The organism is Vreelandella titanicae, from assembly GCF_014697095.1.
In the GTDB taxonomy this organism is placed as follows: domain Bacteria; phylum Pseudomonadota; class Gammaproteobacteria; order Pseudomonadales; family Halomonadaceae; genus Vreelandella; species Vreelandella titanicae.
On record NZ_CP059082.1, the window covers coordinates 3,321,666 to 3,339,074 of the forward strand.

Sequence of the window (17,409 nt, forward strand, 5' to 3'; positions counted from 1 at the left end):
ATGCCTTGGCATTATATAGCCCGTTCGATGCGTGGCCATCCTGTTCGCCCGCCTGAGAGTGGTATCGCCCGGCGGAAAAGTATCTGGGAGCGAATCCATCTCGACCCTTGGCTGCTAGGTTTGCTATTGCTGCTGATGGGGAGCGGTTTAATCGTTCTTTACAGCGCTTCCGGACAATCTATTGATGCAGTGATTGGCCAAGGCATGCGTTTTCTTATCGCGCTGGTAGGCATGGTAATTATTGCCCAGTTCTCGCCCTCAACCTTTTTGCGCTTTGCACCATTGGCCTATTGCATTGGCGTAGCCATGCTGATTGCCGTTGATGTAGTGGGTGATGTGGGCATGGGAGCGAAGCGCTGGCTAGTGATTCCTGGTGTGATACGTTTTCAGCCATCGGAAATGATGAAGTTAGCAGCCCCGTTAATGGTTGCAGCCTATCTAAATCGCTGCGAACTACCGCCCCGCCTGCGCGATATTGTCGTGTGCGGGGTCATTATTGGCGTGCCTGTGGTGCTAACCGCGATCCAACCTGATTTGGGTACTTCGCTGCTGGTATCTAGCGCGGCCCTGATTGTCGTGCTACTGGCGGGCTTGTCGTGGCGTTTGATTGGATTTATTACCGCGCTGGGGGCTGCCGCAGTGCCGCTGCTCTGGATGAATATGCATAACTACCAGCGTCAGCGGGTATTGACGTTTCTCAACCCTGAAAGCGATCCGTTGGGGGCAGGCTGGAATATTATTCAGTCGACCACGGCCATAGGTAGTGGCGGGCTATGGGGCAAGGGGTGGCTGCAGGGTACCCAGTCCCAACTAGAGTTTTTACCTGAGCGACACACCGATTTCATCATTGCCGTCCTGGGCGAGGAGTTTGGTTTGGTGGGTATGCTTGTGCTGCTGTTCCTATATCTATTGATTGTCAGCCGAGGTTTGTGGATGGCTAGCTCCGCGCAGGATACCTTTGGGCGTTTGGTGGCAGGCAGCATCATTTTAACTTTTTTTATCTACGTGTTCGTCAATATGGGCATGGTGAGTGGCATTTTGCCCGTGGTGGGGGTGCCGCTGCCATTGGTTAGTTATGGCGGCACCTCTAGCGTGACCTTGTTAGCGGGTTTCGGTATTCTCATGTCGATACATGCGCATCGTCGGTTACTGTCGCGCTAGCGACGCTGTCTGCTTCAGACGCTAATGTTGCTCGGTAATGGATAATTCAGGATTGAATAGCTCAGGAGTGGAGAGCCAATGAACAAGGTTCAAGGGAAGACGAGCAGCTATGTGTTGGCCGCGCTGATGTGCTGGGTGACCCCTATGGCGTTTGCTGATCAGCCTTCACCGCAGGCTCAGTTTGAGACTCCTCACCACTTTGCTCCCCAGCAAAATGCTGACAGCCAAGCGCTGGTGGAAGAGCTGGTCGAGCAAGGGTTGCCGCAAGACTGGTTGGCAGAAGCGCTGGGTCAGGCGAGCTATACCCAAAGCGTATTAGATGCCATGGAAGGAGCTGCTGAGCGGCGTCTGAAATGGTACGAATATCGTGCTATTTTTCTGACCCAGCAGCGCATTGAAGAGGGCGTGGAGTTCATCGATGCTCATGCCGACGCCTTGGCGTGCGCGGAAAGCACCTATGGTGTGCCCGCTGAAATCATTACCGCTATTATTGGCGTTGAAACTTACTATGGTCGCCATAAAGGCCAGCATCGCGTGCTGGATTCGCTAGCCACACTGGCGTTTCATCATCCGGCAAGGGGGGCTTTTTTTCGCGGTGAGCTAGCGGCCTTTTTACGTATTGCCTACGAACAGCAGGTCGACCCTACCGAGTTGCGCGGTTCCTATGCCGGTGCGATGGGTTACCCGCAGTTTATTCCCACCAGTTATCAAGCCTATGCCGTGGATTTTGATGGCGATGGACGACGTGATCTTTGGGAGAACCCGGTTGATGCGATTGGCAGCGTCGCGAATTACTTTGCCGAGCATAACTGGAAGCCGGGAGCCGATATCTACCACCAGGCCACTGGGCCAGACGTAATGCCCGTAGAGTTACTCCAGGAACTCTCATTTAACCAAACCTCACCTCCTGCAGTGAGCATTGCTCAGTTGGCCACTCATGGGATTGAGCCCAGCGAGCCACTTGATGATAATTTGCCAGTGGTGCCGTTGGCGCTTGAGTTCGCCAATGGAGAGACCCGTTACCGGTTTGGCGAGTATAATTTTTACGTGATTACCCGCTACAACCATAGTCACCTCTATGCCATGGCCGTAGCCGAGTTGGCAGAAGCGATTGCTGAGCTGCACGAGGATGAGGGATGAAGAGCAAATTGAGGATTAGCCAGCGGGCGGTTGGCGCGATTGCCTTACTGGCGCTGGTCAGCGGCTGTGCCAGCAATGACACTCAGCGGGTAGATGCCTCCGGTTCCGCGAATCAAACGGCGGCTCCCGCTTCAACGGCGGCCAACACTAGTGGTGGCCGCTATGCCATGAGTGGTGATGCCTATCCGCTCGAGCCGCCGGATGTTACCAAGGTGCCTGATGCAGAGCCCCGCATCGAGCAGCCTTCCAGAGCGGGCAACCGCTCTAGCTATGAAGTGTGGGGGAAAACCTATCAAGTGCTGCCTGATGCAACGGGTTATGAGAAACGTGGTACGGCCTCCTGGTATGGCGAAAAATTCCATGGCTACGCGACCTCAAACGGTGAAATCTACGACATGTATAAGATGTCGGCGGCACACCGTTCGCTGCCTCTACCCACCTTTGCGCGAGTCACAAACCTGGATAATGGGCGATCGGTCATTGTGCGAGTGAACGACCGTGGCCCCTTCCACAGTGACCGTGAGATCGATCTCTCCTACGCGGCAGCCGCCCGGCTAGGCTTCCTCGACAATGGTACCGGTTCCGTGAAAGTGGAAGCGATCAACCCTGAGCAGTGGCTAGCCGAGCACGGCAAGGGCGGTGGCGGCGCTTCCCCCCAGCCTCGCGTAGCCGAGGCACAGCGGGTTGCTGCAAATGCTTCTTCTATGCCCGTTCCGCCGGCGGCGTCTGCTGCATCTGCGGCTGATCCTTCACCACAGACACAAACAGCGCAGCCGCCAAACGAAGGGGAAGCTGGCGACGCAGTGTATCTGCAGATCGCGGCACTGGGTAATCCGGAAGGCGCTCAGCAGTTGCAGCAGCGTTTACAAGGTGAGCAGCCCCATGCGGTGCGTATTATGAACGACGCTGACGTTTATCGTGTTCAAGTGGGGCCCATCGCTCCGAGCCAAGAACCTCAAGCGCGAGAAACACTGCGCCAAGCAGGGTTCCCCCAGGTCTTTGTTGTGCGATAATTCACCCCCTGTTTATTTCCGGTGGCGCGCCTTACGCGCCGCCGTTTTTTAAAATAAGCTTTTCAAGTAAGCTTTCAAGTAAGTGAGACTGACGTTATGAACGTGTTTACATCCATTGGTCGCTCTGCACGCCTGTGCCTCTTCGCTGCCATGGCGACGGTTGCTGTGCCTGCCAGTGCCCAGCCAACGCCTCAGCCGGTAATTCCGCAGCCGCAAACCATTATCCCTTCAGCCCCTCAGTTAGCGGCAAGTTCGTGGATTCTGATGGATGCTAACAGTGGCCGTATCTTGGCCGAGCATAATTCCGATGAACGTTTGCCACCAGCAAGTTTAACCAAGCTGATGACCGCCTATTTGGTAGAGCGTGAGCTCAATCGTGGCACCATTAAGCTCACTGATATGGTTAATATTAGCGAGAATGCCTGGCGCACCGGCGGCTCGAAAATGTTTATTGAGGTGGGTGATCAGGTTTCGGTGGATGATTTACTCCACGGTATCATAATTGTGTCGGGCAACGATGCCAGTGTCGCCATGGCAGAGCATTTGGCGGGCGGTGAGGTGCCCTTTGCCGATCTGATGAATCAGCATGCCACGCGGTTGGGCATGAATAACACCAACTTCCAGAACGCCACTGGCTTGCCCGCCGACAATCACTACTCAACGGCCCATGACTTGGCGCGTTTATCCCAGCACATTATTAATGATTACCCTGATCACTACGAAATCTACTCCCATCGTACGTTTTCCTATGGCGGTATTGATCAGCCCAACCGCAACCGTTTGCTGTGGCGTGACCCTTCGGTGGATGGCCTGAAAACCGGCTGGACAACGGAGGCGGGGTTCTGTCTGGTGTCTTCAGCTAAGCGTGACGATATGCGCTTGATTTCCGTAGTGATGGGCACCAACTCTGATGAAGCACGCGCTCAAGAAACCCAAAAGCTGCTCAGCTACGGTTTCCGCTTTTTCGAAACCATGAAGCTCTATGAGCGCGGTGCCGTATTGGCAACGCCGCGGGTTTGGGGCGGCGATATCAATGAGCTGCGTGTTGGTGTCGATGAAGAAGTCTTTATGACCCTGCCACGCAACCGCAACGAAGAGCTGCGTGCGCGCCTAAACCTCAATCCAGACCTACAGGCACCGATTGCCATTGGCGACGAGGTTGGTACGCTGGAAGTGCATTTAGGTGATGAAGTGGTCGGTGAGCGCCGCTTAGTGGCGCTGGAAAACATCGAAGAGGGTGGTCTCTTTAAGCGCTTGTTCGATCAGGTGCAGCGCTTCTTTAGTAATCTGATTAGTAATTTTACGGATTGATTATAGACTTACAGCCGGTAGGTTGATGGGTTCTAGCGTATATCTGTGATGAACCCAGTCTTTGTGAAAATCAGTCTTTACGAAATAGGTTTGTTATGAAAAAAGGTGCTCCGGGACTTCGTGATTTGCGCCAACCGGCGGCTCAGGAGCCGCCTAAAATCACTTTCCCATGTGATTACTCGTTAAAAGTTGTCGGCGATGCGGCCGAAGATTTTCCTGCCTGTGTGTGCCAGGTGATTGTGCGCCATGACCCTGACTTCGATGCAACGGCAATGCAGGTGGTCGATAGCCGCAATGGCCGTTTTCAATCGGTACGTGTGGTGATTAGAGCGACCGGAGAGCAGCATATTAAAGAGTTGTTCGACGACCTCAAGGCTACTGGCCGTGTGCATATGGTGGTGTAACCGTGGAAAACACCGTGCCGATTGAGTTGCACGATTTGGGTCACCAAGCCTACCTGCCAGTGTGGGAAGCTATGCGCACGCTAACCGATACACGGGATGCGCAAACCCCTGATCAGTTCTGGTTGGTCGAGCATGACCCGGTGTTTACCCAAGGCCAGGCTGGCAAGCCCGAACACCTGCTGCTGCCCGGCGATATTCCGGTGGTGCACGTTGATCGGGGGGGGCAAGTCACTTATCACGGGCCAGGGCAGGTGGTGCTGTACCCGCTGCTGGATGTACGGCGGGGAAAAATTGGCGTGCGCGATTTAGTCACTGCATTGGAGAATGCCGTGATTGACGTCTTGAGCCACTATGGCGTGAGCGCCCGAGCTCGGCCCGATGCTCCAGGGGTTTATGTGATGACAGAAGCGGGTGAGGCGAAGATTGCCTCACTGGGTCTGCGTATTCGGCGGGGGGCGAGCTTTCACGGCGTGGCGCTGAATGTAAACGGTGACCTGACGCCTTTTTTGCGCATTAACCCCTGCGGCTATGCAGGTATGCCCATGGCGAAGTTGGCTGACCTCGTCTCGTTGCCAGGGGATCATCGGGTGGGTGAGCAGCTGGCCGAGGCGCTAGCTAAACGGCTAAACCGCGAATTGGTCAGTGTCGAGAACACGCCACTGTAAAAATTGGGTCACCGTTATTAAAAAACGGTTCAAAAAAACGAGGCTTATAAAGCGGGTCTTAAAACCCGCTCCATACATAGTAGCAAGCCCCGTAGAACGCTTAATTTAAGCCTATCCTACGTTGAGCGCTGGAATAATATTGGGGTTTGCTTCTTGCTCCTGACCGGGAATCGCGGCAGGTGAGGCGAGCCCCAGGTTGTTTTTCTCAAACACGCGATCAGCGCGGTAGCTTGAACGTACCAGCGGGCCAGAGGGCACTTCCATAAAGCCTTTTTCCAGGCCAATCACGCGGTAGCGATCAAACTCTTCAGGCGTTACCCAGCGCTCCACCGACAGGTGATTTTTGGTCGGGCGAAGGTACTGGCCAAGCGTGACAATATCGACGCCGATCTCACGTAAATCATCAAACGTTTGCAAAATCTCTTCGTCGGTTTCACCCAAGCCCAGCATCAGGCTGGTTTTGGTGATGATATCTGGGCGGTAGCGCTTGGCATGAGCAAGGACATCGAGGGTTTTGCGGTAACCTGCCCGCCGGTCACGCACTCGGCCTGTCAGGCGTTCCACGGTCTCCACATTTTGGGCAAATACCTGTAGGCCTGAATCGACGACGCGTTCGATAGCGGCAAGGTCACCATCAAAGTCGGGCGTCAAGGCTTCGACTACCACCTCGGGTGTGCGCGCTTTGATCGCGCGAATGCAGTTGGCGTAGTGGGTTGCGCCGCCATCGTCGAGGTCGTCACGGTCAACTGAAGTCAGTACGATATAACGCAGCCCCATGAGCTCTACAGATTTGGCCGTGTTTTCAGGCTCTTCGTGGTCAAGCCAGCCCTGGGGGTTGCCGGTGTCTACTGCGCAGAACCGACAGGCGCGGGTACATACCGAGCCCATCAGCATGATAGTGGCCGTGCCGTTGCTCCAGCACTCGCCCATATTGGGGCAGTGGGATTCAGCGCAAACAGTGCTTAATCGATGGGTCGCGACGTTTTTCTTGACCGCTTCAAAACGCTCGCCACCTGGAATCTGTGCTCGCAGCCACTTGGGTTTGCGCTCAAGCTCAACAGAAGGGGCCTCTGGCTGCGCTTTGCGCTGCTTCATGCCATCCTTGATCACCGACATGCCATGTTCATTACGGTATTTTTCACCGCTGGACACGCGCTGCGAGGGGTTATTGCTCATAGTGACAGAGCCTCTCTTCTGTGCGGTAGGCCGAAGGCGTAAAAAAGGTTTAACCCTGTTCCAAGCCTGCCTATTGATACCTGGTTAATACGAAGTTTGCTCAATATTTTATCGTGCTAATGATGGCTAATGTAACATATCTCGCTGCCAACAAGACACCGTAAGCCATCACTCGCCTTCAGGAGGGAAGTATCGGCAAACAGGCTACCCCATGGCTGGGTAAGGGGCTGGCGGGCGCCTGAAAGTGACGGCGATAGTCGGGTAAGTGTTCACGGATGAAACTCAAAAATAGCTCGGCGACCGGAGTGGGTAAGCGCTCCCGCGTATAGACCGTGCACCAAGAGCGGTGGATTGGAAAGTCGGGCAACCCCAGCTCAAACAGTAACCCCTGCTCAAGCTCCAGCTGCACCGCCAAACGCGGCAGCACGGCAACACCTAAGTGAGCCATGACGCCCCCTTTAATCGCTTCATTGGTACCTAACTCAATACAGTGGGGAAGGGCGACCTGCTGACTGGCCGCCATCTGCTCAAAAGCGTTGCGTACGCCGGAACCGGGTTCGCGCATTAGCACGTAATGGCGCGCAAAGTCTGCTAAGGAGGGTTGCGGCATCGAAAGTAGCGGATGCTCGGGCCAGACGACGGCGATCAGTTCGTTATCAATAATCGGCATCACTACCAAGCGATCGTCTTCAGGCACCATGGCCATGATAACCAAGTCGTCCTGCTGCTCAGCCAATCGATCGAGTGCCTGGCAGCGATTGCATACCTTTAAGCGGACATGTACTTCGGGATAGTGAGCACGGAAGCGGGCAAGTAAATAAGGCACCACATATTGGGCTGAGGAAACCGCTGCGATGTTGAGTTCGCCGCTTATTTTGCCGTTAATATCCGATAGGTTCATTTCCAGCCGTGACAGTTGGCCAAAAATTTCGCGCGCTGAGTGGGCGAGGGTATCGGCGGCGGGAAGCGTGTGAAGCGTTTTACCCGCATAATTAAACAGAGGCTGACCCAGTGCCAACTCAAGCTGCCGTATTTGCGCGCTGACTGCTGGCTGGGTCAGTCCCAGTTGCTCAGCTGCACGAGAGTAGGAGCGCTGCCGGTGCACCGCCTGGAAGACCTGGAGTTGCCGAAATGTTAGGCGATTGAGCAGATTGGGGGATGACATAAAAACCTCGTAGTGAGCACCCTTTAACTAATATCAAAATCAGGCTTCATCGCCAGGGCAAAGCATGCTAACACTGAATCTTTTAGACTGCCTAAACAGGACTTCATTAGTCACATAAGGCGTAATTGCCAGGGTTAAAGATCGACGCCGTGCGCATAGTGGCCTAGACTATATTGCATTGCAGCATCATTGCTTTCGGGTCTGATGCCTGTGCATCAACCCAACGGGAGACCCTATGAACTTTCTTGCTAACCCACTCGCCAAGACTATGTTTCCTGCTAACGCTTTCACTAGCGCATGGTTGAAGCAACAAAATGATTCCACAGCCATACCTGGAAGTGAGGCGATCGCTTCATTATTCGATCCTTTCGGGTTTGGGCGTGCAGCCTTTGGTTACTGGCGCGATAGCATGGAGCGCAGCGTTCTCTATCTGGACGTTATGCGCGAACGCGGTAATCAGTACCTCGAGCATATGGAGCAAACCAAGCCCAATGTGTTGGGGTTTGATACCGAAGTGCTGATGGATGGTCGGACGCTGCCGCGGCCAACCAACTACGAACTGTTGCGTGTGTTGCCCCACGAAGGGACAGAAATTGATCTGCAAAAGCGCCCGTTTGTAGTGGTTGATCCACGTGCGGGGCATGGGCCAGGGATTGGAGGGTTTAAGCCGGACAGTGAGTTGGGCGTGGCGCTTAAAGCGGGGCACCCCTGCTACTTTATTGGTTTTTTGCCGTTTCCTGAGCCAGGCCAAACCGTTGAGGATGTGGTCGAGTCGGAGATCGCTTTTTTGCGCCATGTGATTGAGCTGCACCCCGAAACGACTGAAAAACCGATGGTGGTGGGCAATTGCCAGGCGGGCTGGCAGATCATGATGGCGGCTGCCTTGGAGCCTGACGTTTTTGGCCCTATCCTGATTGCTGGCGCGCCACTCTCCTACTGGGCTGGTGAACACGGCAAAGCCCCCATGCGCTATACCGGCGGGATGGCGGGAGGCAGCTGGATTACGGCACTCACCAGTGATATTGGCGACGGCCTGTTTGACGGGGCGTGGCTGGTGCAGAACTTCGAGCGCCTCAACCCGGCTAATACCTACTGGAAAAAGCAGTATCACCTTTACGACAATATCGATACCGAAGCGGGCCGATACCTCGATTTTGAGCGTTGGTGGGGTGGTCACGTCGTATTAGGCGGTGAAGAGATTCAGTATATCGTCGATAATCTATTTGTCGGTAATCGGCTCTCTACCGCGCAGCTGGTCACCCATGATGGCCGCCGAATCGACCTGCGTAATGTGCGTTCGCCGGTGGTTGTGTTCTGTTCGCGTGGGGATGACATTACTCCGCCGCCTCAAGCATTGGGGTGGATTCGTGATTTATATACAAACACCGATGACATCATTGCCAATGAGCAAACCATCGTCTATTGCCAGCATGATACGACCGGCCATCTAGGTATATTTGTTTCGGGCAGCGTATCGCGCAAAGAGCATACCGAATTCACCGCCAATATGGATTACATCGACGTACTGCCGCCTGGGCTGTACGAAACCTCCATATCTCCGGCAGAGAAGGGTGAAGACGCTGAGCTGTTCGAGCGGGATTATCTGCTCGAATTTATGCCGCGTAACTTTGAAGAGTTAGACCAGGCAGTAATGCACAAGCCAGAGGATGATCGTCGTTTTGCCACCGTGGCGCGGATCTCAGAAATCAATTTGGGGATGTATCGGCTCTTTTTGCAGCCGTGGCTAAAAGCCATCATGACACCGGAGGCTGCCCGCTTGATCCGTCGTATGCACCCTATTCGTTTGGGCTACAAACTGCTTTCTGATCGTAATCCACTTTCGGTGCCGCTACCGGTAATGGCGGAAGCAGTGCGCAAAAATCGTCACCCAGTATCAAAAGATAATCTGTTCAAAACGCTTGAAACCATGGGGTCTGATCAACTGGTCGCCAGCCTCAATGCGATGCGCGATTTGCGGGATAGCAGCACCGAAAAAATGTTTATGGATATCTACGGCCAGCCGCTATTGCAGGCTGCTGTCGGTCTGTATGGCGATGCCCATGTACACCGCCGCCGTCCAGGGGCAGAGCCCGAGCACCGTCGCTTTATTGAACAGCGTCAGGAAGAACTGCGAGAGAAAATTGCTAAGGGCAGTGCCCATGAAGCGGTTATGCGCTCGCTTATCTATGTGCTCGGTGGCGCCCCAGCTACAGATGAGCGTAACTTTAAGCGGCTACGCGCCTCCCGTGCGGAGCTTGAGCCTGGTATCGAACTGAGTGATTTTAAAAACTTGGTGCGCGAGCAGTTCTTTATCTTGAAGCTGGATCGTGAGCAGGCGTTGAATTCGCTGCCTACTTTGCTAGCAGGTAGCAGCAACGATGATGTCGATGGCTATATTAGCCACCTTGAGCATGTGTTTGCCGCCAGCGGCGATCTTTCAGAGCATGCTGCTGAGCGCTTTGCTCAAATTAAAGTGTTGTTTGATAAGGCAAGACCCCGCAAATCGGTAGCGAATAAGCCGGCTGCGAGCAAGCCGACGGCCAGCAAAGCGGCTGCGACAACTAAGCCTGCCGCTAAGCCCAAAGCTGCTACTGCTAAGCCCAAAGCTGCTACTGCTAAGCTGGCCGAAACGCAAACGACTTCGTCTGCGCCAGTGGCCAAGGAGCAGCCCGTGGTGAATGAGGAGTCTGTGGTTAAGGAGTCATCGTCTAAATCTGCTGCGACTAGCGAGTCGGCCAGTGAGCCGGCGGCTAAACCCACCAGCACTACCAGACGTAAAAAGACGCCGCCTAAACGCTAAATCAGTACATTAGCTCATTGCGCCCCCGCCTATTTGGTGGGGGCGCTTTGTTTGCCTGATTACCTTTTGGGTTGCTGTAATGTCGGTGGCAGTCTAGTGTCTAGCTACTATTTGTCTGAAATATAACCCTGGTTGTCTAAAGTCTATGGATTCTCCCTACGGCTTGGTTGCCACTGGCGCTTAGCTAAGGGCTGGGGTAGGGTAGGCGCATTTTTTCATCCGTATCTTTTTTAACGGGCAGTTTCAGCCCGTCGATACGGCACCGAATTCAGAGCACGCGCTAGACAGTCCGTGCATTAGGAAAGTGGAGCACTATGGGCAAGTCACTGGTCATCGTCGAGTCGCCAGCGAAAGCGAAGACGATTAACAAATATCTCGGCAACGATTTCATCGTGAAGTCGAGCGTGGGCCACATTCGTGACCTGCCGACCAGCGGCTCAGGTAAGGCAGCCTCCGACCCCAAGGAGCGCGCGCGCCAGGCCGCAGCGACACGCAAGATGTCGGCGGAAGAGAAAGAAGAATATAAAAAACGTAAAAGCCAAGATCAGCTGATTCGGCGGATGGGGATTGACCCCAACAACGGCTGGGAAGCCCGCTATGAGGTGCTGCCCGGAAAAGAGAAAGTCGTTGCCGAGCTAAAGAAGCTGGCTGAGAAGGCTGACGCTGTCTACCTCGCAACGGATTTGGATCGCGAAGGGGAAGCCATTGCTTGGCACCTGCGCGAGACCATCGGTGGCGATGACAGCCGTTACAAACGCGTGGTGTTCAACGAAATCACCAAAAACGCGATTCAAGACGCTTTCAAGGCGCCTGGCGCGCTCAATATCCCCCGGGTAGAGGCGCAGCAGGCAAGGCGTTTCCTGGATCGCGTTGTGGGCTTTATGCTTTCGCCTCTACTGTGGGCGAAAGTAGCGCGCGGGCTGTCGGCTGGCCGCGTACAGTCAGTCGCGGTACGTCTAATTGTTGAGCGCGAGCGCGAAATCCGTGCCTTTATTCCTGAAGAGTTTTGGGATGTGCACGCGGATTTGGCCTCTCCTGAGGGTGAACTGGTGCGTTTTGCCCTGGTTCGTCAGGATGGCAAGGCCTTTAAGCCTACCTCCGAAAAAGACACCCTTGCGCGTATTGAGCAGCTTAGAAAAGCCAAGCTGGCGATTACCTCACGGGAAGACAAACCCACCAGTTCAAAGCCCACGGCACCCTTTATTACCTCTACGCTGCAGCAAGCGGCGAGTGGCCGGTTAGGTTTTTCTGTGAAGAAAACCATGACCATGGCTCAGCGCCTCTATGAGGCGGGTTACATCACCTATATGCGTACCGACTCCACCAACTTATCGAAAGATGCGGTTGAGGGTGTGCGTAGCTATATCGGTGAAGAGTTCGGCGAACGCTACCTGCCCGAAGCACCTAATCGTTATAGCAGCAAAGAGAGTGCTCAAGAGGCCCATGAGGCGATTCGCCCTTCCAGTGTCGAGCGTAAGGCTTCCGATCTGGCCGGAATGGAGCGGGATGCCGAGCGTCTCTACGAGCTGATCTGGCGTCAATTTGTGGCCTGCCAAATGACCCCTGCAGAGTACCTTTCAAGCACGCTGAGTGTTGAAGTCGATGGCTACGAGCTACGTGCCAAAGGACGTGTACTGAAGTTTGATGGTTATACCCGGGTGATGAAGCCTAGTGGTAAAAATGAAGATCAGAGCTTACCGGACTTGCCAAAAGGTACGCCTATGGCACTGGAAGCGCTCGATCCTCAGCAGCACTTTACCAAGCCAGCACCACGCTACACCGAAGCAAGCCTGGTCAAAGAGCTTGAAAAGCAGGGCATTGGCCGACCGTCAACCTACGCTTCAATCATCTCAACGATCCAGGATCGCGGCTATGTGAAGCTGGAAAACCGTCGTTTCTATGCCGAAAAGCTGGGCGATATCGTCACCGAGCGGTTGAAAGAGTCCTTCCCTGATTTGATGGACTTCTCGTTCACTGCCCGCATGGAAGATAGTCTGGATGAGGTCGCCGAAGGCGAACGCAACTGGCAGGCGCTGCTGGATGCCTTCTACGAAGAATTCCGTGAAGAGCTGGCCAAGGCTGAGAGCGAAGATGGCATGCGCCCCAATCAGCCGGTGCCAACGGATATCGACTGCCCAAGCTGTGGTCGTCATATGCAAATTCGTACCGCTTCCACCGGGGTTTTCCTGGGTTGTAGTGGCTACAATTTGCCGCCCAAAGAGCGTTGTAAAACCACCATTGACCTGATTCCTGGTGAAGAGGCGGTGGCCGAAGACGCGGGAGAAGAGGCCGAAACCAATGCGCTGCGTGCCAAGCGTCGCTGCCCCAAGTGTGGCACGGCGATGGACAACTACCTAATCGATGAAACGCGTAAGCTGCACATCTGTGGTAACAGCCCCGATTGTGACGGCTACGAAGTTGAAGGCGGCAAATTCAAGATCAAAGGCTACGACGGCCCGATCATCGAGTGCGATAAGTGCGGCTCTGAGATGCAGTTGAAGTCAGGCCGCTTTGGCAAGTATTTTGGCTGTACCAATAGCGAATGTAAAAACACCCGTAAGCTATTGAAAAGCGGCGAAGTGGCGCCGCCAAAAATGGACCCGATCCCGATGCCGGAACTGGCTTGCCAAAAAGTTGACGACCATTACGTGCTGCGTGATGGCGCAAGCGGGCTGTTTTTGGCTGCCAGCAAGTTCCCTAAAAATCGTGAAACACGGCCGCCGCTGGTGAAAGAGCTGAAAGCGCACGCCGATGAGCTGCCCGAAAAGTATCACTTCATTCTTAAAGCGCCGAGTGAAGATCCGGATGGTCGCCCGGCGCAAATCCGCTACTCGCGGAAGAGCAAAGAGCAGTACGTGATGACCGACGAGGAGGGCAAGGCCACAGGCTGGAAAGCCATGTTTGATGCCGGTAAATGGCACGTGGAGGACAAACGCAAGTGAATGCACGGTCACGAACCAACCAGCTGCTCTATCAGGCGGAGCTATTAGTCACCTTGCCCGCAGGAAGTGATGAGCATGCTTCTGCGCGGCAGATGGCGTTGGAAGAGAGTGCGCTGGCGCTTTTTGAGCTGGCGCTTGAGTCGTTACTGCGCGAAGTTACTGAACACGCTCGGCTGTCGGAGCATCGCTGGACTGTATTGCTGGCCCAGGATGGCCCTGCCTTGGCCGAGCTGCAACGTCTGCGCGACTTGAAAGCCCAGCCGGAAAGCTGGCTGAGCTGGTTGGAGGGGCAACTTGAGCGCCTACATAGTGACGAAGGTGCTGCGCGGCGCGAAACTCACAACCCCGCTATGATTGCCGTGGGTAACCAGGCCGGTTTGCGCCAGCAGTTACTGGATAATCTTCAGGCGGCCAAGCGTGAAATAGGCGCGCTGCGCGAAACCAGCCTGGAGTGGTAGTGTTTATTGTTATGCATCGCTCAAGTCGTTAAGAAAGGAGATCATGATGCGCTATAACCAGGTGAAAGATTTAATCGAATGGGCGGCGGGTTTTCATGCCCGGATGGCGCGACAGTATAGCGAAGCCGCTGAGGATGCTGAGAATCAGCGCTTAGAGATGGCGTTTAATTACTTGGCCAGCCGTGAGCTAAAAATGAAAACGGGGCTTGAAGATCTCTTCCACGATGGCTCTGACCATTCAGAAGTGCTGGAGTTATGGTTCGATGATTCCAGCGATTTCCCCCAGCCGCCTGAGTTGGATCGCTTGTCGGAACAAACCATCACCGGCTCGATAGAGGATGCGATGAGAACTGCCACATCGTCGCATCAGCGCCTTCAAGCGCTCTACGAGCATCGCGCGGCACGAGCGAAAATTGAGCCTGAAGAGGAGTTTTTCAATGCCCTGGCTCAAGGACATAATTCCGAGATACGCAATATAATGGCGAGTATGGAAGAGTTTCAGGGCGTTTGATGGGGTCTCTACTAGTGGATTATCGGTTACTGCTCTTCGGGGCGTCAGTCGTGTACATGACGAAATTGCTAACGGCGAATGTGGGAATAGGGTATAACAGCCACCAGATGCGCCGAGTCGGTCAATCGCGGGCTAACTTGTTTCGAGAGCTGTCATGTTTTTAGTTAATCGCCGTCGATTTTTAGCCATGGTGTTGAGCTTGCCAGCCGTGGCCAGTGCTGCTGTTACTGCGCCCAGTCAGGATACCGCCACCGATCTCGTAGAAACGATACTGAGTCGCGCTCATGTGCCGCGTCATAGCAACGAACTGTGGGTGCTGGTGGACGACAAAGAGGCCACCCTTAGCGTGTTTCGGGGTAACGCGCTGCTGGAGCGGTTTGCGCCCATATCACTTGGCCGTGCTGGGGCTAAAACCCAACGGGTTCGCGGCGATAATGTGACTCCCATGGGGGAGTTTCATGTCAACCGTTTTAATTACGAAAGCCAGTGGCGTACCTTCATAGGTATTGATTACCCAACCCCAGCGCACGCTAGAATGGCGCTGGAAAAAGGGATTTATTCCCAAGCTGATTATGATGACTACTTCGACTACTATCGACGTTACGGTCGCCCCCCGCAAGATACCGCACTGGGTGGGGCGATTGGAATTCATGGCCTGGGTAGCGCAGACCCCGATATTCATGGGCGCTATCACTGGACTCAGGGGTGTGTTGCCGTTACCAACGATCAAATCGATCGCCTGGCAGCGCTAGTGGGTGTTGGCACTCGGGTAGTGATCCGTTAAGCTAACGCCGTTGATGGAAGTTCGAGGTTTTAAACAAGTGGCTATAGACAACCGCTGTGGTCTATTATAAAACAGCGTTTGACTTGCGTGCTTTGCAGCACAAGTCACTGAAAAGAACCTGCACCGCAGGTAGACAAATTTAAGCTAAGAACTTATTCTAATTTAAGTGACTAGCCTTACCTTTGTCATACCCTTAACGTAGTACCCAAGGACGACTCAAGGAGAACATTATGACTCTGAAAACTACTCTGAAGATGACTGCTGCTGCCGCTTCTCTGGCAATTCTTGCTGGTTGTGCTTCTACCAGCGCGCTGGAAGAAGTTCGCATGACTGCAGAATCTGCACAGGCTGACGCTGCAGAAGCACGCAGCATGGCTTCACAAGCTATGAACACTGCAAACCAAGCCCAGCGCGACGCGCAGGCTGCTCTGCAGATGTCTGAGCAGAACCGTGAAGAAATGAACCGTATGTTCCAGCGTTCCATGCAGAAGTAATTCTGCTTGGGCTGCTGAGGGAGTCGTCTGACTCTCTCAGCAGCTGCTGGAAGAAAGCTGTAGTTAGTTAATATGCCGTAGTAAGGCGCTGTACGTTAAAGCGTCAGACCAGTAGGTTTTGATACTAGCTACGCAAAAACCCCGCCAAGGCGGGGTTTTTTGTTGCTAGGTGTTCGGTTAAGCGTCTTTATCGTCAGTGGCGGCGCTGAGCTTAAGCTCGTCAATCAGCTCAACAGGCTCTGGTTCTGGCTCGGGAGCCTGAGGGCCATATAGCGCGATAAATTGGCCGTCAGGAGCTTCTACGGCGCGCTGAATCTGATCCGCGTCTATTTCAACGTCACTGCCAGTTAGCTCAGTGACGCGTTCAAGGGCATTAAGCAGTGGCTCAAAGCCTTCCGCGTTCTCTTCCAGCTGTGGGAAAGATTGCACAAACAGCGTGCCATCGGCTGCAAAGCCCGCTTTGAACGGTGCATCCATCAGGTTGACCTGAGTACCGCTAGGCAAACGCTCGTAGAGCGATTTGATATCTTCCGGGTACATGCGGATACAGCCACGGCTAACGCGCATACCGACGCCATCAGGGCGGTTGGTACCGTGAATGAGATAGCTCGGCATGGCCAGCAGAATTGCGTGCTCGCCCAAGGGGTTGTTAGGGCCGGGCGGTACCACGGAAGGCGCTGGTTCGCCGCGTTCGGCTGCTTCGCGACGCATAGATGCCGGTGGAGCCCAGGCGGGGTCTTTAACCTTAACCGTGGTGCGGGTGATGCCTACGGGGGTAGCGAACTCTTCACGCCCCACGCTAACCGGGTAGGTTTCGACGATGCCGGGTTTGTCGGCAGGGTAGTAGTAGAGACGTAGCTCAGAAAGGTTAATGACAACGCCTTCCCGCGGCGCAGGCGGAAGAATGTATTGGGCGGGGATCACCACTTCGGTACCTACGCCAGGTACCCAGAGGCTGACACCCGGGTTGGCCATGCGAATCTCTTCATAGCCAATGTTGTGGCGTCGGGCGATATCGATCAGCGTCTGCTTGGGATCTTCGACAACGACGGTGTAGCGCTCGCCAATGACATCGCCTTCTTCGGGTAGGCGGAAGTGACCACGGGGTAGCTCATCCTGATCAGCAACCTGAGCGGCGCTATCGACGGCGTCTATGCTGATTTCCTGTGCTTGCGCCTTTGGCGATTCTTCTGAGCTTTCTTGAGTCTGCTGCTCTTGCGCCTGTGTTGGGCTGTCGGCTTGCTCGTTAGCTGGTTGCGCAAAAGCGGGGCTCATCAGGCTAGCAGCGAGTAGCACGGCCAAGCTGGTAGGGCCCCAAAGGGTAAAGGTATTGCGAATGTTCATGATCGTTCCTAATGTGTTAATTCACTGCTGATGCGCGTTGC

The 17,409-nt window shown here is 54.4% G+C and carries 15 protein-coding genes; 12 read left to right on the forward strand and 3 right to left on the reverse strand.

Annotated elements, in window-relative coordinates; translation table 11 throughout:
- The 6 genes from rodA (at window position 1) to lipB (ending at window position 5,694) form a co-directional block, all read left to right on the forward strand.
- Window positions 1-1,161, forward strand: coding sequence for a rod shape-determining protein RodA (rodA, locus tag HZS52_RS15290; RefSeq protein ID WP_190373110.1), 1,161 nt, complete (start codon window positions 1-3; stop codon window positions 1,159-1,161).
- A gap of 78 nt (window positions 1,162-1,239) precedes the next feature.
- Window positions 1,240-2,301 (forward strand): lytic murein transglycosylase B, encoded by a 1,062-nt coding sequence (mltB, locus tag HZS52_RS15295; RefSeq protein ID WP_190373111.1) that lies wholly within the window; start codon window positions 1,240-1,242, stop codon window positions 2,299-2,301.
- Window positions 2,298-3,314: a septal ring lytic transglycosylase RlpA family protein gene (locus HZS52_RS15300; protein WP_022523159.1), complete on the forward strand. Its 1,017-nt coding sequence runs from the start codon at window positions 2,298-2,300 to the stop codon at window positions 3,312-3,314. Before mltB ends, HZS52_RS15300 begins: the two co-directional genes overlap by 4 nt.
- A gap of 96 nt (window positions 3,315-3,410) precedes the next feature.
- Window positions 3,411-4,625, forward strand: a complete 1,215-nt coding sequence (locus HZS52_RS15305; RefSeq protein ID WP_022523160.1) for a D-alanyl-D-alanine carboxypeptidase family protein — start codon at window positions 3,411-3,413, stop codon at window positions 4,623-4,625.
- Between the two features lie 95 nt (window positions 4,626-4,720).
- Window positions 4,721-5,029 carry an HP0495 family protein gene (locus tag HZS52_RS15310; RefSeq protein WP_022523161.1) on the forward strand — a complete coding sequence of 103 codons (309 nt, stop codon included), beginning with the start codon at window positions 4,721-4,723 and terminating at the stop codon, window positions 5,027-5,029.
- 2 nt (window positions 5,030-5,031) lie between these two features.
- Entirely contained in the window at window positions 5,032-5,694 is a 663-nt protein-coding gene (lipB, locus tag HZS52_RS15315; RefSeq protein ID WP_190373112.1) for a lipoyl(octanoyl) transferase LipB, read from the forward strand.
- A gap of 111 nt (window positions 5,695-5,805) precedes the next feature.
- Here lipB and lipA read toward each other — a convergent pair whose 3' ends face one another.
- Complete coding sequence (gene lipA / locus HZS52_RS15320) at window positions 5,806-6,870, reverse strand: lipoyl synthase (RefSeq protein ID WP_022523163.1); 1,065 nt, start codon at window positions 6,868-6,870, stop codon at window positions 5,806-5,808.
- A gap of 178 nt (window positions 6,871-7,048) precedes the next feature.
- Entirely contained in the window at window positions 7,049-8,035 is a 987-nt protein-coding gene (locus HZS52_RS15325; RefSeq protein ID WP_027957536.1) for a LysR family transcriptional regulator, read from the reverse strand.
- Between the two features lie 235 nt (window positions 8,036-8,270).
- Between HZS52_RS15325 and HZS52_RS15330 the strand changes: the two genes are divergently transcribed.
- From HZS52_RS15330 to HZS52_RS15355, 6 genes are all read left to right on the forward strand, one after another.
- On the forward strand, window positions 8,271-10,835 hold the full coding sequence (locus tag HZS52_RS15330) for a DUF3141 domain-containing protein (RefSeq protein ID WP_190373113.1): 2,565 nt from the start codon (window positions 8,271-8,273) through the stop codon (window positions 10,833-10,835).
- A gap of 314 nt (window positions 10,836-11,149) precedes the next feature.
- Entirely contained in the window at window positions 11,150-13,777 is a 2,628-nt protein-coding gene (topA, locus tag HZS52_RS15335; RefSeq protein WP_190373114.1) for a type I DNA topoisomerase, read from the forward strand.
- Window positions 13,774-14,235 carry a DUF6586 family protein gene (locus HZS52_RS15340; protein WP_190373115.1) on the forward strand — a complete coding sequence of 154 codons (462 nt, stop codon included), beginning with the start codon at window positions 13,774-13,776 and terminating at the stop codon, window positions 14,233-14,235. Before topA ends, HZS52_RS15340 begins: the two co-directional genes overlap by 4 nt.
- Window positions 14,236-14,281: 46 nt before the next feature.
- Window positions 14,282-14,746: a ferritin family protein gene (locus tag HZS52_RS15345; RefSeq protein ID WP_022523168.1), complete on the forward strand. Its 465-nt coding sequence runs from the start codon at window positions 14,282-14,284 to the stop codon at window positions 14,744-14,746.
- Between the two features lie 154 nt (window positions 14,747-14,900).
- Entirely contained in the window at window positions 14,901-15,530 is a 630-nt protein-coding gene (locus HZS52_RS15350) for a L,D-transpeptidase family protein (protein ID WP_027957534.1), read from the forward strand.
- Between the two features lie 230 nt (window positions 15,531-15,760).
- The gene (locus tag HZS52_RS15355) at window positions 15,761-16,024 is read left to right on the forward strand and encodes an Lpp/OprI family alanine-zipper lipoprotein (RefSeq protein ID WP_022523170.1); all 264 of its coding nucleotides are present in this window, start codon (window positions 15,761-15,763) and stop codon (window positions 16,022-16,024) included.
- Between the two features lie 177 nt (window positions 16,025-16,201).
- Here the strand turns inward: HZS52_RS15355 and HZS52_RS15360 are convergent, their stop codons facing one another.
- Window positions 16,202-17,368 carry a L,D-transpeptidase family protein gene (locus HZS52_RS15360; protein ID WP_190373116.1) on the reverse strand — a complete coding sequence of 389 codons (1,167 nt, stop codon included), beginning with the start codon at window positions 17,366-17,368 and terminating at the stop codon, window positions 16,202-16,204.
- Window positions 17,369-17,409: the final 41 nt, after the last annotated feature.